The following is a 20,846-nucleotide window of genomic DNA, read 5'->3' on the forward strand; positions in this document are numbered from 1 at the left end:
AGCGAGCGGAGCGAGTCGAAACGTGGGCGCGCTGGACGCCGGGCATTTCGACTCGTCGCTTCGCTCCTCGCTCAATGACCGGGGAGGAGGCGGGCATTTCGTCTCGTCGCTTCGCTCCTCGCTCAATGACCGGAGGAGGTTCGCTCCTCGCTCAATGATCGTTTCACGTGAAACACCCGGGGTAGTCGGACGGTGCGTAGGCTGGAATCCATGACCGAGTCGATCCCACGCCGCGCGAGTCTCGAGGTGCTGCGCGCCGAGGCATCCGACGAACTGGCGGTGCTCATCCAGGAGCGGCTTCGGGCCGGCGAGGATCCGTGGGAGTTCATGGACGATCTGCCCAGCATCGACGAGCTTGTCGTCTACCTGCTGCGCGCCGAGAACATCAAGGCCAACGACGGCGTACGACCGAACGCCGCCCGTCACTACCGGGTGCTCCGTCAGATCGCGCTGGAATACCCCGAGCTCACGAACACTGTGTGGGGGATGCTGGGGGAGCAGCGCATCCGACGCTGGGACCCCACCATCGCGGACGCCTCCTGACGAAACGGGGACGAATGCTCGTCGACTACGACCCGACCTGGCCGCAGCAGTTCGAAGCGGCAGCCGACTCCCTGCGGTCCTCCGGCGATCCGAGGTGGCTCATCGAGCACATCGGCTCCACGGCGATTCCGGGAATGACCGCCAAACCGATCGTCGACGTCGCCGTACGCATCGCCGACCACGCGGACTTCGACCACCACAGACCCAGCCTGGAGCGCGCCGGCTGGCGCCGGGGGAGCAGTGTTCGCACCCACCCCGTCATGCTCTTCGAACGCGACGGAAAGCGGCTCCGCATCGCGCACTTCTTCACGCCGAACCAGTGGTCCGATGCCCATCAGCGCGTGCTGCGCGACTGACTGCGCGCGCATTCAGAGGACGCCGAGCGGTACCGGCGGGCGAAGGTGGATGCCGCGCGGGATGCCGTCGATCGCCGCAGCTACAACGACGGTAAGACCGCGATCATCCAGCAGATCATGGACCGGGCGCGGGCCGCTCGAGGTCTGCCCTCCGTCGCTGTGTACGACAAGTAGGAGCCCGGCGGCGTCCGCCCACGAGCAAAGCCCGCCACCTGATGAGGTGACGGGCTTTCGCTTCGACGGGCTCAGCGACCCAGGAAGGTGCGGCTCAGCGGGCCGGGGCGCGCTTCGACAGGCTCAGCGGCCCAGGACGCCCGACTCAGCGCCAGCTCAGCCGAGGAAGCCGGAGAGTTCGCGCTCCAGCACGAACTTCGGCTGCGCGCCGATGATGGTGTTCTTCACCTCGCCGCCCTGGAACACCTTCATCGCCGGGATCGAGGTGATCTGGTACTGCATCGCGAGGTTGGGGTTCTCGTCGACGTTCAGCTTGAGAATGGTGATCTTGTCGGGATTCTCAGCCTGGATCTCGTCGAGCACCGGCGCGACCATGCGACACGGCCCGCACCATGCAGCCCAGAAATCGACGAGCACGGGTCCGTCGGCCTGAAGGACGTCCTGCTCCCAGGTCGCCTCGGTGGTTGCCTTGGCAGTCATGATTCTCCTTTGATGGATGTCATCCGATAGAACATCGGATGACGGGAAAGTGTTCCCGGCAGGTCAGCCGACGATGACCTCGGCGGCCTCGGCGGCCGGCACCTCGACCGACGCGTCCTCGAGCGAGGCGAGGAAGTGCTCCACGTCGAGCGCGGCGACCACACCTGAGCCCGCGGCGGTGGCGGCCTGGCGGTAGGTCGGGTCGATGACGTCGCCGGCCGCGAAGATCCCCGGCACCGAGGTGCGTGAGGAGCGGCCGTCGACCCAGATCGTGCCCTCCGGGGTGAGCTCCAGCTTGTCGTGCACGAGGTGGGTGCGCGGGTCGTTGCCGATCGCGACGAACACGCCCTGCACGTCGAGCTCACGGGTGGAGCCGTCGGTCACCGAGCGCAGCCGCACGCCGCTCGTCTCGAACTCGCCCAGGATCTCGTCGACCTCGCTGTTCCAGATGAACTCGATCTTCTCGTTCGCGAAGGCGCGCTCCTGCATGATCTTCGAGGCGCGCAGCGTGTCCTTGCGGTGGATCACGTACACCTTCGACGCGAACCGGGTCAGGAACGTGGCCTCTTCCATGGCCGAGTCGCCGCCGCCGACCACGGCGATCGTCTTCTCGCGGAAGAAGAAGCCGTCGCAGGTGGCGCACCAGGACACGCCGTGCCCGGACAGGCGCTCCTCACCCTCGATGTTCAGCTTGCGGTAGGCGGATCCGGTCGCGTAGATGATGGCGGATGCCTCGTGCTCGGCCCCCGTGCCCAGCACGACCTTCTTGACGGGGCCGTCCACGTCGAGCGAGACGACGTCGTCGTAGACGACCTCGGTGCCGAACTTCTCGGCCTGCTCCTGCAGCTTGACCATCAGGTCGGGGCCCTGGATGCCCTCGGGGAAGCCCGGGAAGTTCTCCACGTCGGTGGTCTTGGTCAGCTCTCCGCCCACCTCGACCGAGCTGGCGATCAGCAGCGGCTCCAGGTTGGCGCGAGCCGCGTAGATGGCGGCGCTGAATCCGGCGGGGCCGGAGCCGATGATGATGACCTGACGCATGTGCTCTCCTCTGCGGGCGGGCGTGCCACGGCACGCTGGAAACCGCCACGATTGCTTCAACCCATGGTAACCGCGTGACATTCCGCGCGCTGGGGCCGGTGGCCGCCTCAGCGCGTCGGCAGGAACCGCGCGACGAGCCCGCGCACGACGCTGAGCTCGGGCGCTCGCATCAGGACGAGGGCGACCAGGTAGACGACGAACGCCGATCCGCCGACCACCCCGGTGCCGACCGCGCCGAGCAGACGCCCTGCCATCCCTTCGGACGCGACGGCCCAGCCGTCGGCGCCGCCGATCAGCAGGTACACGGCCCAGCCCGCCAGGCCGGCCGGAACGGCGGCGAGCACGAACCGGCCGAGCGAGAGCAGCGTGGACGCGAGCTCCAGCCCGCCCAGCCGCCGACGCAGCAGCACGACGGCGATCACCGTCTGCACGATGCCGGCGAGGGACTGCCCCAGCGCGATGGACGCAGCCAGCTGGTCCAGCGATACCAGCAGCGGTGCCACCAGGGCGGAGACGACGATCAGCGAGCACTGGATGACGGTGAACCAGAACGGCGTGCGGGTGTCGCCGTAGGCGTAGAAGGTGCGCTGCACGATGAACAGCAGTGACAGCGGCAGCAGCCCCACCAGGTAGCAGATCAGCACGGGGGCGGACTGCTCGGCGTAGGCGCCGTTCTCGGTGAAGATGCGGGTCGCCGGAACGGATGCCACGGCCAGAGCCACCGTGGAGATGACGATGAACAGGCTGATGGCGCGGATGCTGCGCGCCACGTCGCCGCGCACCCGGTCGTGCCTGTCCTCGGCGGCGTGCTCCGCGATCTGCGTGAAGTAGGGCGTCCCGATGGAGACCGCGAAGATGGAGTAGGGGAGCATGAACACCAGCCAGGCGGCCATCATGATGGTGCCGGCGGGATGCTTTCCGGATGCCTCGGAGACGATCGTCGCCTGAGCCCAGCCGGCCAGCTGTCCGGCGATGACCATGGCGAACGTCCAGCCGGCGAGCCTGCCGACCTGCCCCAGCCCGACGCCCTTCCAGCGGAAGTCGGGCCGCAGGTGCAGTCCGGTGCGTCGCCAGGCCAGCAGCAGCAGCGCGGCCTGTACGGCGATGCCCAGGGTGGCGGTGCCGCCCATGACCGCGATCATCCCCGGATCCCACTGCTCGACCCGGTTGCGGTTGTCGCCGAACAGTGCCATGAACACGATGAAGCCGACGATCGAGATCACGTTGTTCGCGATCGGCGCCCAGGTGTACGGACCGAACACGCGCTTGGCGTTGAGCGTCTCGCCGATGAGGGCGTAGAGGCCGTAGAAGAAGATCTGCGGCAGGCACCAGTACGCGAACGCGGTTCCGAGCGCGAGCTGGTCGGGGGTGTAGCCCTTGGCGTAGAAGTTGACCAGCCACGGGGCCAGCACCATCGCCACCCCGGTCGCGGCGAGGAAGACGACGGTGCCGAGCGTGAACAGCTTGGAGATGAACGCCTGACCGCCGTCCTTGTGGCTGACCGACCGCACGATCTGCGGAATGATCACCGCCGTCAGGATGCCGGTCTGGATGATGGTGAAGACGTTGTTGGGCAGCTGGTTCGCGGTGCTGAACGCATCACTGGCCCGGCCGACCGAGCCGGTCGCGGCCAGCAGCACGATCGTGCGCACCAGCCCGGTGACGCGGGAGACCAGCGTTCCGGCACCGAGGATGGCGCTGGCGCGTCCGAGACTGCTCATTCCTGCTCCTCCGTGCTCGCCAGGCCGGCATCCGCCCGGCCCGCCAGGCCGGCATCCGTCCGGCCAGCATCCGTCCGGCCGGCATCCGCTCCGTCCCGCCGCTTGCGACGCACGGTCCGGATCAGGCCGAAGACGAGCAGCAGCGCGATCACGCCGCCCAGGATGCTGAGCCCGATGGTCTCCCAGTCGGCGCGCAGGGTGACCTCGGCGGTCTCGGTCGTGCCGACCTGCACGCCGGTCGGGCTGGTCAGGCGGAACTCCACCTGCACCTCGCCGCTGGCGACGCGGGCCGAGATCGGTACGTCCACGCGGGTGCTGCCGGCTCCGGCCGCCTCGACCCGGGTGATCGACTGGATGTCCAGGCGCGGGTCGGAGGGCTCGCTGTGCAGCGACAGCTGCACGGGCCACGGCAGGTCGTTGCGCACCCATACCGGCAGCGGTGCGGAGGCGGCGATCAGCTGCACGGGCTTGGGACGCTGGATCGTCACCGAGCCGAGCAGCGTGCGAACGTGCTCCGCGCGCTCGCGGACGGCCGTCGTGAACGCGTCGTCGCTCAACCCCACGGCGATCGTGCGCATCAGCCGGATCCGCTCCGGGGCGAGCAGCTGATCGGGGTCGTCGAGGATGGACGAGAAATCCTGCAGTCGCCGCTCATCGGCCAGCATGGTCTTCAGCGCGGCCGGCCGAACCGCTCCGGCCGTCGTCTTCAGGCCGGCGGATGCCGCGGGGGCCGCGCGCAGGCCGGCGAGACCGACGCCCGGAGTGCCGAACGCGCTGAGCAGTGAGCGCAGCGCCACGGGCGAGCGGGTCTCGGAGCGGCTCAGTCCCACCAGCGCAGTGGCCGACTCGCGCGAGGTGAAGTACAGGTGGCCCGCCGCCGCCGCGATGTCGCGGTCGATGGCGGCGGGATCGGTCAGCTGCGCGGCGGCGGACAGGCGGGCGGATGCTGCGGCATCCGTCACCAGGATGCCGTGGCCGTCCACCTCCGCCCGCGCCGCGGTGGTGCCGGACAGCGAGCTGGAGGGCAGGATCGTGGTGGCCGGCATGCCGAGGTAGCCGTCGAAGGCGCTCAGGTCGGCGGCGGTGACGTCGCCGCGGGGCCAGAGGATGCCGGTCTGCGCACCCAGGAGAGTGGTGAGCGCGGTGTTGTCCGGCAGCTGCGGGGCCGGCGTCGACGTGCCGGTGGGCGTGGGCTCGGGAGCGGGCGTCGGGAAGTCCGCCGCGTCGAGCAGTGTGGTGAGGTCCGGCGCCGTCAGCAGCGTCTCCTGCCCGGCATGCGACTGGGTGGCGGGGTCGGCGTCGGCGAGCTGCAGGGCGAAGGTGTCGTTCGGGAGCCCCTGCAGTCGCTGCAGCCAGGCGACGGCGCCGGCCGGTGCGCTCGAGCCGAGCACGCGGATGGCCGCGGGGATCGCGGGGTCCACAGCGAGGATCGCGGACGTGTCGGTGACGGCATCCAGCTGACCGGTGAGCATGCCGTCCGGTGCCGTGAGATCGGCAAGCTCGTCGGCGGTCAGCAGCGCGCCGCCCTCGGGCGTGGCCGTGATCGGCACCAGCACGCCGACGGTCTGCGCGCTCGCGGGCGAGACGACCACCACCGACGTCGTGGTCACCGTCCACGAGGTGCCGTCCGCGTCGTCCGTGGTGGCGCCGGTCAGGCGTGCCCGCACCGGATACACGCCCGGCGCCAGTCCGCCCAGCTCCTCGGCATCCGCGACGGTGCTGACGGCCGCGCTGTCGCCGGCGGCGACCTCGGGAGACGGCTCGGTCGAGACGGCGCGAAACGTGCCGGCGACTGCTCCGTCGTCGAACCAGGCGTCGAGCGCGGCGCCGTCCCGAAGGGGGGTGGGGTCGACCTCGACGGTCACGGTGCCCGCGCTCAGGGTGTTCTCGGTGTCGTTGCGCACGGTGACGGTGCCCACCATGGGGCCCGCCGGCTCGATGCGCGAGGCGGTGCCGATCGACAGTCCCAGCGTGACCACGGCCGCCGGCGGCGCATCGTCGCCCTCGGCGGCGGATGCCGGCTGCGCCCCGCCCGGCAGCCCCGCCCCGCTCAGCACCGCGCCGACGACGAGCACCGCGGCGAGTCGGCTCAGCAGCCGGTGCACGCGCGGACGGAAGCCGGTGCGGGGGGAGGTCGCGGTCATGGTGTCGGGGTCGGCCCGGGCACGGACGGGCACGGTCGATGCCCCGATTCTAGAGGGGCCCGCACGGGTAACCCTGAAGGCGCGTAGAGTGACGGCCGTGCCGGATCGTGCCCATCCCCGCCCCGACGTCGTTCTCGCGCAGGCGCTCGCCGCTGACCTGGATGCCGCGGATCTGCGCTCCGAGCCGCTGCGGCGGCTGTGGGGCGAGGAACCGGACGACGCGCTGGCTCGCGGTCTGCGCGAGCCGATCCTGCGGGCGATCGAGGGCCGCGACGACCCGCTGGCCACGCTGGGCCGGTTGTGGGTGCTCGGCATGCCGCAGCCGCTCGCCGCGGTGGAGCGGGCGCTGCCCCGCGTCGGCTCGGAGGGCCTGGAGCGGCTGGGGCTGGCGGTCGCCGACGGCGCCGTGGTGCGCCCGTCGGCGATCATCCGTCCGCAGTCCTTCGTGGATGCCGATGGCGTCGGCGAATGGTGGATCGCCAGCGACCTCGACGAGATCGCGCTGGGCACGTCGCTTCCCGGCGACCACGTGCTGGGCGTCGGCGGGGCATCGCGCACGCTCGCCGAGCTGGTGATCCCGGCATCCGTCGAGCGCGCGCTGGACCTGGGCACCGGATGCGGCATCCAGGCGCTCCTGGTGTCGCGGCACGCCGGACGGGTGATCGCGACCGACATCTCGGAGCGCGCCCTCGCGTTCGCCCGGCTGAACGCGCAGCTGAACGGCGTGAACAATGTGGAGTTCCGGCTGGGGAGCATGTTCGAGCCGGTGGCGGGCGAGGCGTTCGATCTGATCGTGTCCAACCCGCCGTTCGTGATCACGCCGCGGGTCGCCGGTGTCCCCGAGTACGAGTACCGCGACGGCGGGCTGATCGGCGACGCGCTGGTCGAGCGTTTCCTGCGCGAGGCGCCCGGGCATCTCGCTCCCGGCGGCGTCGCGCAGCTGCTGGGCAACTGGGAGTCCCGAGACGGGACGGCCGGACTCGACCGGGTGCGGTCGTGGGTCGACGACGCGCTGGATGCCTGGGTGATCCAGCGCGAGCAGCTCAGTCCGCTCGGCTACGCGGAGCTGTGGATCCGCGACGGCGGCACCCTGCCGCGGGATGCCGCGTTCAGCGAGCTGCTGACCGCCTGGCTCGACGACTTCGAGGCCCGCGGCGTGTCGGCCGTCGGCTTCGGGTACATCCTGCTGCGGCGTCCCGCCGACGCTTCGCTCCCTACGCCCCACTCCAGCCGTCGCTTCGCGCCGCTCGGAGCCTCCGGGGCGCGCGGGCCCGGCTCAGCGACCCATTCGGGCGACGCCACCCCCTGGGTCCCTGAGCCCGTCGAAGGGCCGCTGCGCCGCTTCGAGACCCTCACGCAGCCCGTCTCCGATCTCGGCCGGGCCCTTCAGGCGGGCCTGGCCGCGCACGACGCCCTGGCCGCCGGCATCCCGGACCGCCTGGTCGTCGCGGCGGACGTCACCGAAGCCCGCCACCACCTGCCCGGCAGCGACGACCCGAGCGTCATCGAGCTGCGGCAGGGCGGGGGCTTCGCCCGCACGATCGCCGTCGATCCGGCGCTCGCCGGTCTCGTCGGCGCCTGCGACGGCGAGCTGACCGTCATGCAGATCGTGCAGGCGCTCGCCGACATCCTCCAGGTGCCGCTGTCCGACCTCTGGGGCGACCTGCAGCCCCGCATCCGCCGGCTCGTGCTCGACGGCATGCTGCTCCCCGCGGAATAGCGTCCTGATTCATGCCGTTGCATGGAGCATGAAGGCTTTCGGATTCCTGTCGTTCGGGCACTACGCGGATGTGCCGGGTTCGCTCACGCGCACCGCCGGCGACATGCTCCACCAGACGATCGAGCTCGCCGAGGGCGCCGACGAGATCGGCGTGAACGGCGCGTACGTGCGGGTGCATCACTGGGCGCGACAGGCGGCATCCCCCATCCCGCTGCTGACGGCGATGGCGGCGCGCACCCGGCGCATCGAGGTCGGCACGGGCGTGGTCGACATGCGCTACGAGAACCCGTTCCAGTTCGCCGAGGAGGCCGCGGCGCTCGACCTGATCGCCGACGGCCGGGTCGCGCTCGGCGTCAGCCGCGGGTCACCCGAGACCGCGCTGCGCGGCTACGAGACCTTCGGCTTCCGCGACGAGGAGGATCCCGAGCGCGGCAGCGTGATGGCCCGCGAGAAGTTCGACCTGTTCCTGCGCATCATCGAGGGGGAGCGCATCGCCCCCGGCGATCCGCGCATGGTCGGCGCCGGCCACTACCTGGCGATCGAGCCGCAGTCGCCCACGCTCCGTGACCACATCTGGTGGGGCGCGGGCTCCCGCGCGACCGCCGAGACCACCGGACGCATGGGGCTGAACCTGATGAGCTCCACCCTGCTCACCGAGGCCACCGGCCAGCCGTTCCACGAGCTGCAGCGCGAGCAGATCGACCTGTTCCGCGCCGCCTACAAAGAGGCCGGGCACACCGGCAGCCCGCGCGTCTCGGTGAGCCGCAGCGTGTTCCCGCTGGTCAGCGACCGCGACCGCGCGTACTTCGGGCTGCGCTCGCAGGACAGCGACGACCAGATCGGCATCATCGACGGCTACCGCTCCACGTTCGGCAAGACCTACGCGGCCGAGCCCGACGTGCTCATCGAGCAGCTGAAGGCCGACGAGGCCGTGATGAGCGCCGACACCCTCATGCTCACCATCCCGAACCAGCTGGGGCCGGAGTACAACCTGCACGTGCTGCAGGCGTTCGCCGAGCACGTCGCCCCCGCTCTCGGCTGGAAGGCGAACACCGAGGGCCCCGTGCAGGGCGACGCCGTCATCTGACTCCGGCGGGCGGCGCTGCGCGTCAGGCGCCGCCGGCGGCGGCGGACTCCTCGGATGCCAGGGCCGTGCGGGCCACGGCATCCGGATCCGGCCGCCCGGCGACCAGCTTCACGATCGGGCCCAGCGCAGCGCGCACGCTCAGCGTGCGCATGATGGTCTCGCGCAGCCAGGCGGTGAACCGCCCGCGCCGGAACATCAGCTTCGCCAGCATCCGCGAGTTCGCCTGAGCGGACTCCACGCGCGGCCGCTCCACGCGCTCCCACGCCCGCAGGATCGGTGCCAGGGAGTCGCGATCCGCGCTCTTGAGCATGCGCCCCAGCATCCAGGCCGACTCGATCGCCATGCCGGCGCCGATCCCGGCGGTGGGCAGGAAGCCCGCCGCGGCGTCGCCGAGCAGGATGCTCTGCGTCCCGCTCCGAGCGCTGTCGTTCGGCAGCACCCACCGCGCCGTGCGTGCGTCGTCGAGGTGCCACAGGTACGGGTCGGGATCGCTCTCCACCGCCGCGACGGCGGCCTCCAGTCGCGGGCCGAGCTGGTCGAGGGCCTGCCGCACGGATGCCGCGAATCGCTGCGGCCCGACCTCGAGCGCGGCATCCGGCCCGCCCAGGAACACGCCCACCCTGCCCTTGACCGGGTACACGCCCAGGAAGAACCCGTCACCCCACAGCTCCTCGCCCAGATCGGCGTCGCCGAGTTCGTCGGCCCACGCGACCCAGCCCGACCAGCCGGTGTCGACGACGTCGAGCGGCCCGGCGCCGAGCACGTCGCGCATGCGGGAGTGGATGCCGTCGGCGCCGACCACCAGATCGAACGGCGCCTCGCCCGCGTCCCGGCCCTCGTGATCGACGAAGTGCGCGACGCCGTCGGACACGGCGCGCACGGTGGTGCCGAGGGTGGCCGGGCACCCGCTCTCGGTGAGCACGTCGATCAGCGCACCGCGGGAGATGCCGTTGTAGTCGCCGTAGACGCTCAGCAGCTCTTTCATCGAGTCAGTGCGCAGCACCTTGCCGCGGTGGGAGCGGAACGAGTAGCGGTCCATCGGGGTGCCGGCGGCGCGGTACCGCTCGTGCACGCCCAGGTCGATGAACGCCTGATCCACGGTGGGCATGAGCGCGAGCATGTAGCCGGGGTGGTCGAAGACGGGCATCCGGTCGATGAGCACCGGATGCAGCCCGTCGCGGCGCAGCAGCTGGGCGAGCGTGATGCCGGCGATGCCGGCGCCGACGATCAGCACCCGCAGGCGGTCGTCGCGCTGCGCCTCGAGCTGGGCGGTGAGCGGGGTGTCGGTGATCATGATCCTCCTCGTGGACCAGGCGGTCCAGTGTCGAGTGTACGCCGCTCTGGACCATCCGGTCCAATAGAATCGGGGCATGACCGAGCTCACCGGCCCGCAGCTGACCGGCCCCCATCGCGACGCCCTCATCGAGGCGACCGTCGCGGAGTTCGCGTCCGCCGGCTTCGAGGGCGCTTCGCTCAATCGCATCATCCGCGCCGCCGGGATCAGCAAGAGCTCCTTCTACCACGCGGTCGGCTCGAAGGCCGAGCTGCTCGACGCCGTCGTCCAGACTCTGATCGCCGACGTGCGAGCGCGCTGGAGACCGCCGGCGCCGGGCGCCTTCGCGGGGGATGAGTTCTGGCCACAGGCGGATCGGGTGCTGGACGACCTCGGCGCGCTCGCCGCATCCGACCGCGCCCTCGCGCTGCTAGGCAGCATCTTCTACCTGCCGGCGACGGGGGGAGCGGATGCCCGCACCCGGCTGCTCGAGACCGTCCGCACCTGGGTGGGCGAGGTGCTGCAGGTCGGCATCCGCTCCGGCGCGGTCCGCGACGATCTGCCCGCCGAGGCGCTCGCGGCGGCCGCGTTCGGGATGCTGCGCGGTCTGGACGAGTGGGCGCTCAGCGAGCCCGCCGCGGCTCGGACCCCGGCATCCGCCCCGGGCATCCTGCTGCGCGCGATGCTCGCCGCGCAGGGCTGAGAGGCCGGGATCGCGCCCGGTAACCTGGAACCCATGCTCAATATGGCCGAGGGTCTGTCCCGACTCGGTGCGCTCGCCGCGCATCCCGTCGTCCGCATCCTCGGCGAGGCGTTCCAGGCCGCGGGCTTCGAGCTGGCCGTGGTCGGCGGGCCGGTGCGCGACGCCCTGCTGGGCCGCGAGACGCACGATCTCGACTTCACCACGAACGCGCGGCCCGACCAGACCCTGGCGATCGTGAAGCCGCTGGCATCCGCGCACTGGGACATCGGCCGCGCCTTCGGCACGATCGGCGCCCGCGTGCACGGTGAACAGGTGGAGATCACCACCTATCGCGCCGACAGCTACGACGGCGTCACCCGCAAGCCGGTCGTCGAGTTCGGCGACAGCATCGACGGCGATCTGCTGCGCCGCGACTTCACCGTCAACGCGATGGCGCTGCAGGTGCCGGCCACCAAGCTGATCGACCCGACCGGGGGTGTCGAGGATCTCATCGCCGGAGTGCTGCGCACCCCGATCGACCCGGCGGTCAGCTTCGGCGACGATCCGCTGCGGATGCTGCGGGCGGCGCGGTTCAGCTCGCAGCTGGGCTTCTCCGTCGAGGACGGCACGCGGGCCGCCATCGAGCAGCTGCGCGAGACGCTGGGCATCGTCAGCCCCGAGCGGGTGCAGAGCGAGCTGATCCGGCTGATGCAGACCGACGATCCGGTGCGCGGTCTGCGCGTGCTGGTCGACACCGGGCTGATCGAGCAGTTCCTGCCCGAGGTCAGCGCGCTGCGGCTCGAGGTGGACGAGCACCACCACCACAAGGACGTCTACGAGCACTCGCTCACGGTGGTGCGGCAGGCCATCGAGCTGGAGCACGCGCGCAACCCGGGCCCCGCGCCCGACGTGCCGCTGCGGCTCGCGGCACTGCTGCACGACATCGGCAAACCCCGCACCCGCAAGCTCGAGCCCGGCGGGGGAGTGACCTTCCATCACCACGACGTGGTCGGTGCGCGCATGGCGCGCAAGCGGCTGCAGGCGCTGCGCTTCGACGGCGAGACGACGGATGCCGTGGCGAAGCTGATCGAGCTGCACCTGCGCTTCTTCGGCTACGCCGAGGGGGCGTGGACCGACAGCGCAGTGCGCCGCTACGTGCGCGACGCCGGCGACCTGGTCGAGCGGCTGCACATCCTGGTGCGCGCCGACGTCACCACGCGCAACAAGCGCAAGGCCACGCGCCTGGCCGCCGCCTACGACGACATCGAGCGCCGCATCGCCGAGCTGCGCGAGCGGGAGGAGCTGGACAGCATCCGTCCCGAGCTCGACGGCAACGACATCCAGCGCATCCTCGGCATCGCGCCAGGACGCGAGGTCGGCGAGGCGTACCGGTTCCTGCTCGACCTGCGGCTGGACGAGGGCGTGATCGGAGCGGATGCCGCCGAGCGGCGCCTGCGCGAGTGGTGGGCCGCCCGCGGCTGACCCGCCTGGGTCCCTGAGCCGGAGCCCGTCGAAGAGCGCGTGTGTCGGTCTCGTCACGATCCTGACCGCTCGGTTGGGTATCTTCATGCCGGTGACTAGATTGAAGCGCGAACCGTGCCGACCACGCACGGCGTCCCGAACATGACCAGGGCAGGTTATTCAATGAAGATCACTAGGGGCCGACTCGGCCTTGCCATCGGCGCTCTCGGCGTCTCGGCGCTCGTACTCTCCGGCTGCGCCACCAGCACCGGCGGCGGGAACGGGGACGACGGCGATGCCAAGGGTGGCGACATCATCGTCGGCACCACCGACAAGATCGTTTCGCTCGACCCGGCGGGCTCGTACGACAACGGCTCGTTCGCGGTGATGAACCAGATCTACCCGTTCCTGATGAACAGCAAGTACGGCACCGCCGAGGTCACCCCCGACATCGCCGAATCGGCCGACTTCACCTCGCCGACCGAGTACACGGTCAAGCTCAAGTCGGGCCTGAAGTTCGCCAACGGCCACGAGCTCACCTCCAGCGACGTGAAGTTCAGCTTCGACCGCATGGTCAAGATCAACGACCCGCAGGGTCCGGCCTCGCTGCTCGGCAACCTCGCCTCGGTGGCGGCACCCGACGACACCACGGTGGTCTTCACGCTCAAGGCCGGCAACGACCAGATCTGGCCGCTGATCCTCTCCAGCCCTGCGGCGCCCATCATCGACGAGGAGGTCTTCGACGCCGACGCCGTGACGCCCGATGACACCATCGTCGACGGCGACGCGTTCGCCGGTCAGTACACGATCGACTCGTACAAGGTGAACGAGCTGGTCTCGTACAAGCCGAACCCTGACTACAAGGGCGTGCTCGGTGCCGCCGAGAACAGCGGCGTGCAGACCAAGTACTACGCCGACGCCTCCAACCTGAAGCTCGCGATCGGCAACGGCGACATCGACGTGGCGTTCCGCAGCCTGTCGGCCACCGACGTCGAGGACCTCAAGGGTAACGACAAGGTGCAGGTCGTCGACGGTCCCGGTGGAGAGATCCGCTACATCGTGTTCAACTTCGACACGATGCCGTTCGGTGCCAAGACCGCCGAGGCCGACCCGGCCAAGGCGCTCGCTGTCCGTCAGGCGATGGCCGACCTGATCGACCGCGAGGCGGTGGCGAAGAACGTCTACAAGGACACCTTCGCGCCGCTGTACTCGTACGTGCCGCAGGGCATGCCCGGCGCCACCGAGCCGCTGAAGGACATGTACGGCGACGGCAGCGGCGCACCCGACGTCGACAAGGCCACCAAGACGCTGGCGGATGCCGGTGTCACCACCCCGGTCACGCTGAAGCTGCAGTACAACGGCGACCACTACGGCCCGTCCTCGGGTGACGAGTACGCCGCGTACAAGACCCAGCTCGAGCAGGGCGGCCTGTTCAAGGTCGACCTGCAGCAGACCGAGTGGGTGCAGTACTCGGACGACCGCACCAAGGACGTGTACCCGCTGTACCAGCTGGGCTGGTTCCCGGACTACTCGGATGCCGACAACTACCTGTCGCCGTTCTTCCTTAAGGAGAACTTCCTGGGCAACCACTACGACAACGCGGCGGTGAACGACGCCATCGTCAAGGAGCAGACCGAGACCGACGCCGACAAGCGCCTGGACCAGATCGGCCAGATCCAGGAGATGGTCGCGAAGGACCTCTCCACGCTGCCGATCCTGCAGGGCAAGCAGGTCGCGGTCGTGGGCAAGGACGTTCAGGGCACCACGCTCGACGCGTCGTTCAAGTTCCGCTACGCGCCGCTGAAGAAGTAACGCGTTCCGCATTCGGGGGTGCTGCCCAGCGCAGCACCCCCGAATGCGCTCGCCCCGAAGAACGCAACAGTTAGGTAGTACCCCCAATGGCCGTCGACGGCGCTGTCCTCGCCCCTGTCCAGCCCCGAAGCCGCTCAAAAGGCGGCGGGCTGTGGCGCTACATCCTGATCAGGCTGGTGCTGATCATCCCCACCGTGTTCATCCTGGTGAGCACCGTCTTCTTCCTGATGCGGATCACCGGCGATCCCATCACGGCGGCTCTCGGCGGCCGGCTCCCGGCCGCGCAGCTGCAGGAGCGCATCCACGACGCCGGCTACGATCGGCCCCTGATCGTGCAGTACCTCGAGTACCTCGGCTCCGTGTTCCGCGGTGACTTCGGCACCACGATCACCGACCGGCGGCCGGTCATCGAGATCCTGCTGCAGTACGGCTCCGCCACCCTCGAGCTCGCGATCTACGCGCTCATCGTGGCGCTGCTGATCAGCATCCCGCTGGGTCTGATCGCCGCCTACCGCCGCGACCGCTGGCAGGACGCCACCCTGCGCGTGATGGCGATCCTCGCCTACGCGACGCCGATCTTCTTCGCAGGGCTGCTGCTCAAGCTGATCTTCTCGGTCTGGCTCGGCGTGCTGCCGGTCTCGGGCCGGGGCAGCACCCGCACCGAGCTGCTGATGGCCGGTATCGACACCCCCACCGGCATCTACCTGCTCGACGCGATCCGGCTGGGCAACGGCGCCGCCATCGCCGACGTGCTGCAGCACGCGATCCTCCCCGCGGTCGCGCTCGGCCTGCTCACCGCCGGCGTGTTCCTGCGGCTTATCCGCACCAACGTGATCGGCACGCTCGGTCAGCAGTACGTCACGTCGGGGCGCTCCCGCGGCGTGAGCGAGTACCGGCTGATCACCAAGCACGCGTACCGGCCCGCGCTCATCCCGATCATCACCGTGATGGGCATGCAGATCGCGCTGCTGCTGGCCGGCGCGGTGCTCACCGAGACCACCTTCGAGTGGAAGGGCATCGGCTTCATGCTCGCCGAGTACCTGAAGGCACGCGACTTCGTCGCCGTGCAGGGCATCGTCGTGATGATCGCCGTGGTGGTGGCCGTGACGAACTTCCTCGTCGACATCATCGCCGCGTTCATCGACCCGAGGGTGAGGTACTGAGATGACCATCCCCGACACGCACGACGAGATGCCCACCCCGCAGACCGCTGCGCTCGCCGCGGCCGCCCCGCGCCGCAAGCACTGGAGCGAACGGGTACCGGTGATCAAGGAGCTGCGTCAGAGCGTGGGCCTGCAGCGCGGCATGCTGGTGACGGGCCTGGCGATCACGGTCGTGTTCGTCGTGATCGCCGCGCTGGCGCCGCTGCTCGCCCCGTACAGCTGGGCGCAGCAGCAGACCGCCGACGGCACCTCGTTCGGCACGCAGCAGGCGCCGAACGCGCTCAACCTGCTCGGCACCACGGTCTCGGGCTTCGACGTGCTCTCCCGCGTGCTGTGGGGAGCGCAGACCGCTCTGCTGGTGATCATCGCCGCCATCGCGTGCTCGATCTTCATCGGCATCGCGCTGGGTCTGATCTCGGGATACTTCGGCGGCTGGCTGGACCGCATCCTGGTCGTGATCGCCGACGCGATCTACGCCTTCCCGTCGCTGCTGCTGGCGATCGTGATGTCGATCGTGATCAGCCGCGGACAGTCCACGCTGGCCGGCGGCATCATGGCGACAGCCATCGCGATCACCGTGGTGTTCGTGCCGCAGTACTTCCGCGTGGTGCGCTCGGAGGTGGTGCGCGTGCGGGCGGAGCCGTTCGTCGACTCCGCCAAGGTGATCGGGGTGCCCACCACCCGCATCCTGCTGCGCCACGTGCTGCGCAACTCCACCCGCTCGCTGCCGGTGATCATCACGCTCAACGCGTCCGAGGCCCTGCTCACCCTCGCCGGCCTGGGCTTCCTGGGCTTCGGCATCGAGGCGACCGCCGCCGCCGAGTGGGGCTACGACCTGAACCGCGCGGTGCAGGACGTGACCAGCGGCATCTGGTGGACCAGCGTGTTCCCGGGCCTGGCGATCGTGCTGGTCGTGCTGGGCGTCACCCTGGTGGGCGAGAGCCTGAACGACCTGGCCGACCCGCGGCTGCGGCTGCGCCGCCGCGCCGGTGGCCGCAAGAGGGTGCGTGCAGAGCGGAGGGAGGCGAAGTGAGCATCGCAGAGGAGAACCGGATGCCGGTGGCCGAGGTCCGCGATCTGCGGGTGACGTTCGCGACCGACGACGAGCCGGTCGAGGCGGTCAAGGGCATCTCGCTGTCCGCGCACGCGGGCGAGGTGCTCGCCATCGTCGGGGAGTCCGGCTCGGGCAAGACCGTCACCGCGAACACGCTGCTCGGACTGCTGCCCGAGACCGCGACCACGTCGGGCGCCGTGATCGTGCGCGGCCGCCAGGGCGACGAGACCGACATCGTGCACGCCGGGCACGCGCAGCTGCGCGCGATGCGCGGCCGCGACGCCGCGATGGTGTTCCAGGAGCCGTCCACGGCGCTGAACCCGGTCTACACCGTGGGCTGGCAGATCGCCGAGGGGCTGCGGGCGCACGCGAAGGTGTCGCGCAAAGCGGCCCGAGAGCGCGCGATCGACATCATGCGGCGGGTGGGCATTCCCGATCCAGAGCACCGCGTGGACGACTACCCGCACCAGTTCTCCGGCGGGCAGAAGCAGCGCATCGTCATCGCGATGGCGCTGGTGCTGGATGCCGGGCTGATCATCGCCGATGAGCCGACCACCGCGCTCGACGTGACGGTGCAGGCCGAGATCCTGCAGCTGCTGCGCATCTGCCGCGACGAGTTCGGTGCGACCATCGTGCTGATCACGCACAACATGGGCGTGGTCGCCGATCTCGCCGACCGCGTGGTGGTGATGTACCAGGGAGACATCGTGGAGCAGGCGCCGGTGCGCGAGCTGTTCGCGAGCCCGCGCGAGGAGTACACGCGCAAGCTGCTGGCGGCGGTGCCGCACGTGGGCCAGGGCAAGTCGGCATCCGCTCCCGCCGCGACGGCGACTGGTACCTCCGCCCCGATCGCTGAGCGGGCGCAGCGAGACGAAACGCCGCGCACCGCTCCTGCCGCTCCCGACGGCTCGCTGATCGTGGCATCCGGCGCCGAGATCGGCTACCCGGGCCGGTTCGGCCGCAACGCGGTGGTGGCGGTGAAGGGCGTCGACTTCCACGTCGGTCCCGGCGAGGTGGTCGGTCTGGTCGGCGAGTCCGGCTCGGGCAAGACCACCATCGGACGCGCGGTCGTGGGCCTGACCACGGTGCTGGGCGGCTCGCTGACGGTGCTGGGTCAGGAGATGCGGGGCGTGAAGAGCCGAACGCTCACGCCGCTGCGCCCGCAGATCGGATTCGTGTTCCAGGATCCGGCGACCAGCTTCAATCCGCTGCTGTCGATCGCCGAGTGCATCGCCGAGCCGCTGATCGTGCACGGGCGGGCATCCGGCCTGCAGGCGGCCCGCCCGCGGGTGAACGAGCTGCTCGACGCGGTGCGGCTGCCCGCGAACTTCGGCGACCGCTATCCGCACGAGCTCTCCGGCGGTCAGCGCCAGCGCGCCTCGCTGGCCCGCGCGCTCGCGCTGGACCCCAGGCTGCTGATCGCCGACGAGCCGACCAGCGCGCTGGACGTCTCGGTGCAGGCGACGGTGCTGGAGCTGTTCGTGCAGCTGCAGGCCGAGCTGGGCTTCGCGTCGCTGTTCATCAGCCACGACCTGGCGGTGATCGACGCGGTCTCGGACCGGATCATCGTGCTGCAGCAGGGCCGGATCAAGGAGCAGGGCACCACCGCCCAGGTGCTCGGCGATCCCCGTGATCCCTACACTCGCGAGCTGCTGGCGGCGCTGCCGGTGCCCGATCCCGTGGCGCAGGCCGAGCGACGTGCCCAGTGGGAGGCGGTCCGGCGGCACTAGCGGGCCGCTCCTCCGGCATCCGCTCCTCCGGCATCCGCCCGGGTCGGGTCGGGCCGGGCCGCGGCGCCGAGTTCGGGCTCGCGCGCGCGACGCCCTGAGCATCCGGCGTCAGCGGAAGAAGACGAAGCCCAGCACGCCCAGCAGCTGCGGCAGCACCATGAAGCCCACCACGACCGCGATGATCACGATCGTCACCCACGAGACGCCCCTCTTGAGCCGGCGCCCCTGCAGGGCGACACCCGGGGGCGGGGCGAGCATCCCCGCGGGCGGGGCGAAGGGCAGCGGTCCGGCGCCGCTCTGCTGCGGGACGGCGCCCGTCGACGGGCTCAGGGGCCCGGTCGTGGGAGTCGGCGCAGGCATTCCGGGTTGCAGCGCAGGAGCGGATGCCTGTGCGGCGCGCAGCCGGTCGTCGCGCCAGCGCGCCCACTGGTCGAACTTCGTCATCAGTGCCCCGACCGTGCCGAACAGCCACGCCCAGGTCGCGGCATCCGTGGTCGACGCCGACCGCTGCATGTACAGGAACATCCAGTCGTCCACGATCTCGACATCCAGCTGGGCGGCGTGGTCGATGAAGCGCGCCATGATGTCGGGGGTGAACAGGTACAGGGCGTCCGCCTCGTACCCGCGCGGGCAGTACAGCGAGAAGTACCGGTCGAAGTCGCCCTCGAGCGAGAGCCGCTGGTCGCGGGAGAAGCGCGCGGGCAGATTGCTGCCCAGTGTGTTGTTGCCCAATGCGTCGAGCACGATGTTCGGCAGCGGCACGTCGAGCTTGACCGCGACGTACCCCCAGTGGTGGGTGCTGCGGTTCTTGCCCGAGCCGGTCGTGTACCGGTAGTTGGCGAACTCCACGAACCGCGGGGAGTAGCCGCGCACCAGCGAGCTGGCCTGCCGGCTGTCGCCGTTGTTGAAGATCATGCCGGGCAGCGGAGGATTGTCGACTTGATGCTCGTAGACCATGCCGTTCGCGCCTGCGAACTGGGCGATCCGGTAGGCGTCCGTGCGCCGGCGTCGCATCGTCGCGATGCCGACCGGCACGCCGACGCCTGCGACCAGGGCGATGACCACCAGGGGGATCAGTGCGAAGCCGGCGTGGCCGCCGGCCAGGCCGAAGGCGACGACTCCGAACAGCGGAACGATGAACATCGCCCCGACGATGCCCGTGATCACCCACGCGATGATCGTGCCGGTGGGCGTGCTGAAGCGGGAACGGATGCCGCGCCAGAACTCGTTGACCGCACGCGGATCCACCGGCGCCGTGAGCGGGCGCGTGTCGAACGGGTAGGTCTGCGGCGGTGGCGGGTTGGTCATCGATTCACCTCGTCGGCGGTCCAGGTCAGGTCGGCGTTCTCGGGCACGGGCAGCGCCTCGATGGCGGGGTCGTCGCAGATCGCGCGGATCAGGTCGGCGGACCCGCCGACGATGGTCGAGTCGTAGTCGATCTCGCTCACCACCACCCAGGCGCGATCCTCGGGCCAGATCAGGCTCGGATGCTGCGCCGACGGCGCGAACCCGTGCTCCTCGGCCACCACGTCGCGCCACGGCGCGTGCAGGATCCACCCCGGATCGGCGAACGCGCGCGTCGGCGCCGAGAACAGCACGTGGTCGCGGCCGGGCAGCTGCAGCCGCGGGCCCTCCGAGATCTCGCGCGAGAGGATGCCGGGCTGCCAGGTCGGCTTTCGGAAGGCGTCCTCGAAGGGATGGTGGATGCTGCGCTGCAGCATCTCCTGGTGGCGGGGATCGGGCTCGGCATCCGCTCCCTCCGACCAGGCCTCGCCGTCGCGCCACCCGAAGAACGTGCGCGACGGTGTGGGGCCGACGTGCCCGAGCAGACCGCCCCGGCCCTCCCAGAGCGCGGCGAACCCGGCATCCGGGGTGCCGGTGTGCGCGACCAGGTGCCTGGCGACCGCCGCGAGCAGCTCGGGCGGCATCGCCCCCTCCTCGGGCGAACTGAACTCGCGGCCGTCGGGTGCGTGGCGGTCGCGCCAGTCCTCGCCGGAGGGCGTGCGCACCAGACTCTGCCACTGAGCCAGCGGATGCAGGCGCGTGCCGAACGCGTCGGCGGTGCGGGACCAGGTGGTCGGCTCGTCGATGAACGCTCCGTACAACGCGGCGTGCTCCGCCTGCGACATCCGCTCGTACTCGGCACGGGTGGGCACGGCGCGTCCCGGCAGCGAACGGACGGATGCCGGGTGGAACACCCGCGCGTACGCCGGGAACCTGCGCGGCACGACGCAGTGCATGGTCGCGTACTCGTCGTCCAGCCGCTCGCGCAGCCAGTCACCCGGGGACGGGTCGGCGATCCACTCCATGCGTCAACGCTACCCGCTCCGATCCGGTAGACTGCTGTGGTTGTCTGCCCGGGCGGATGCTTCGACAAGCTCAGCAACCGGGAAGAGAACGCGCAACAC

16 protein-coding genes and 1 pseudogene are annotated in these 20,846 nt (G+C 70.5%); 10 read left to right on the forward strand and 7 right to left on the reverse strand.

The genetic code is table 11. From position 1 onward, the window contains the following. The first annotated feature begins 210 nt into the window (after positions 1–210). Both Q9R19_RS09360 and Q9R19_RS09365 read left to right on the forward strand, forming a co-directional pair. Complete coding sequence (locus tag Q9R19_RS09360) at positions 211–543, forward strand: tryptophan synthase subunit alpha (protein ID WP_311256119.1); 333 nt, start codon at positions 211–213, stop codon at positions 541–543. A 14-nt stretch (positions 544–557) separates the two neighbouring features. Further along, positions 558–1,073: pseudogene (locus tag Q9R19_RS09365) on the forward strand (GrpB family protein). A gap of 156 nt (positions 1,074–1,229) precedes the next feature. On the opposite strand, the gene trxA reads toward Q9R19_RS09365, so the two are convergent. The 4 genes from trxA to Q9R19_RS09385 all read right to left on the reverse strand — a co-directional run bounded on the left by trxA (position 1,230) and on the right by Q9R19_RS09385 (position 6,489). Further along, on the reverse strand, positions 1,230–1,553 hold the full coding sequence (gene trxA, locus Q9R19_RS09370; RefSeq protein ID WP_311256120.1) for a thioredoxin: 324 nt from the start codon (positions 1,551–1,553) through the stop codon (positions 1,230–1,232). A 63-nt stretch (positions 1,554–1,616) separates the two neighbouring features. Next, a complete protein-coding gene (trxB, locus tag Q9R19_RS09375) occupies positions 1,617–2,591 on the reverse strand; it encodes a thioredoxin-disulfide reductase (RefSeq protein ID WP_311256121.1) in 975 nt (324 codons plus the stop codon). Positions 2,592–2,698: 107 nt separating this feature from the next. Further along, entirely contained in the window at positions 2,699–4,312 is a 1,614-nt protein-coding gene (murJ, locus tag Q9R19_RS09380) for a murein biosynthesis integral membrane protein MurJ (RefSeq protein ID WP_311256122.1), read from the reverse strand. Then, positions 4,309–6,489, reverse strand: a complete 2,181-nt coding sequence (locus Q9R19_RS09385) for a DUF6049 family protein (protein WP_311256123.1) — start codon at positions 6,487–6,489, stop codon at positions 4,309–4,311. The genes murJ and Q9R19_RS09385 overlap by 4 nt, the downstream gene beginning before the upstream one ends. Positions 6,490–6,544: 55 nt before the next feature. Here Q9R19_RS09385 and Q9R19_RS09390 point away from each other — a divergent pair, with 55 nt between their 5' ends. Beyond that, on the forward strand, positions 6,545–8,176 hold the full coding sequence (locus Q9R19_RS09390) for a methyltransferase (RefSeq protein ID WP_311256124.1): 1,632 nt from the start codon (positions 6,545–6,547) through the stop codon (positions 8,174–8,176). Positions 8,177–8,204: 28 nt separating this feature from the next. Next, positions 8,205–9,263 (forward strand): LLM class flavin-dependent oxidoreductase, encoded by a 1,059-nt coding sequence (locus tag Q9R19_RS09395; protein WP_311256125.1) that lies wholly within the window; start codon positions 8,205–8,207, stop codon positions 9,261–9,263. Positions 9,264–9,285: 22 nt separating this feature from the next. Here the strand turns inward: Q9R19_RS09395 and Q9R19_RS09400 are convergent, their stop codons facing one another. After that, the gene (locus Q9R19_RS09400; RefSeq protein WP_311256126.1) at positions 9,286–10,557 is read right to left on the reverse strand and encodes an NAD(P)/FAD-dependent oxidoreductase; all 1,272 of its coding nucleotides are present in this window, start codon (positions 10,555–10,557) and stop codon (positions 9,286–9,288) included. Positions 10,558–10,633: 76 nt separating this feature from the next. Here Q9R19_RS09400 and Q9R19_RS09405 point away from each other — a divergent pair, with 76 nt between their 5' ends. The 6 genes from Q9R19_RS09405 to Q9R19_RS09430 all read left to right on the forward strand — a co-directional run bounded on the left by Q9R19_RS09405 (position 10,634) and on the right by Q9R19_RS09430 (position 18,438). Next, a complete protein-coding gene (locus Q9R19_RS09405; RefSeq protein ID WP_311256127.1) occupies positions 10,634–11,239 on the forward strand; it encodes a TetR/AcrR family transcriptional regulator in 606 nt (201 codons plus the stop codon). Positions 11,240–11,272: 33 nt separating this feature from the next. Continuing rightward, positions 11,273–12,700: a CCA tRNA nucleotidyltransferase gene (locus Q9R19_RS09410; RefSeq protein WP_311256129.1), complete on the forward strand. Its 1,428-nt coding sequence runs from the start codon at positions 11,273–11,275 to the stop codon at positions 12,698–12,700. A 162-nt stretch (positions 12,701–12,862) separates the two neighbouring features. Beyond that, positions 12,863–14,491: an ABC transporter substrate-binding protein gene (locus tag Q9R19_RS09415; RefSeq protein ID WP_311256130.1), complete on the forward strand. Its 1,629-nt coding sequence runs from the start codon at positions 12,863–12,865 to the stop codon at positions 14,489–14,491. Between the two features lie 86 nt (positions 14,492–14,577). After that, positions 14,578–15,654, forward strand: a complete 1,077-nt coding sequence (locus Q9R19_RS09420) for an ABC transporter permease (RefSeq protein ID WP_311256131.1) — start codon at positions 14,578–14,580, stop codon at positions 15,652–15,654. Between the two features lie 28 nt (positions 15,655–15,682). Further along, on the forward strand, positions 15,683–16,687 hold the full coding sequence (locus tag Q9R19_RS09425) for an ABC transporter permease (RefSeq protein WP_311256528.1): 1,005 nt from the start codon (positions 15,683–15,685) through the stop codon (positions 16,685–16,687). Positions 16,688–16,707: 20 nt separating this feature from the next. Further along, complete coding sequence (locus Q9R19_RS09430; RefSeq protein ID WP_311256529.1) at positions 16,708–18,438, forward strand: ABC transporter ATP-binding protein; 1,731 nt, start codon at positions 16,708–16,710, stop codon at positions 18,436–18,438. A gap of 108 nt (positions 18,439–18,546) precedes the next feature. Here Q9R19_RS09430 and Q9R19_RS09435 read toward each other — a convergent pair whose 3' ends face one another. Together Q9R19_RS09435 and Q9R19_RS09440 are read right to left on the reverse strand one after the other, a co-directional pair. After that, positions 18,547–19,746, reverse strand: a complete 1,200-nt coding sequence (locus tag Q9R19_RS09435) for a hypothetical protein (RefSeq protein ID WP_311256132.1) — start codon at positions 19,744–19,746, stop codon at positions 18,547–18,549. Then, entirely contained in the window at positions 19,743–20,747 is a 1,005-nt protein-coding gene (locus tag Q9R19_RS09440) for a hypothetical protein (protein WP_311256133.1), read from the reverse strand. Before Q9R19_RS09440 ends, Q9R19_RS09435 begins: the two co-directional genes overlap by 4 nt. Between the last annotated feature and the right edge of the window lie 99 nt (positions 20,748–20,846).

It is taken from the genome of Microbacterium sp. ARD32 (assembly GCF_031844385.1).
GTDB lineage: Bacteria > Actinomycetota > Actinomycetes > Actinomycetales > Microbacteriaceae > Microbacterium.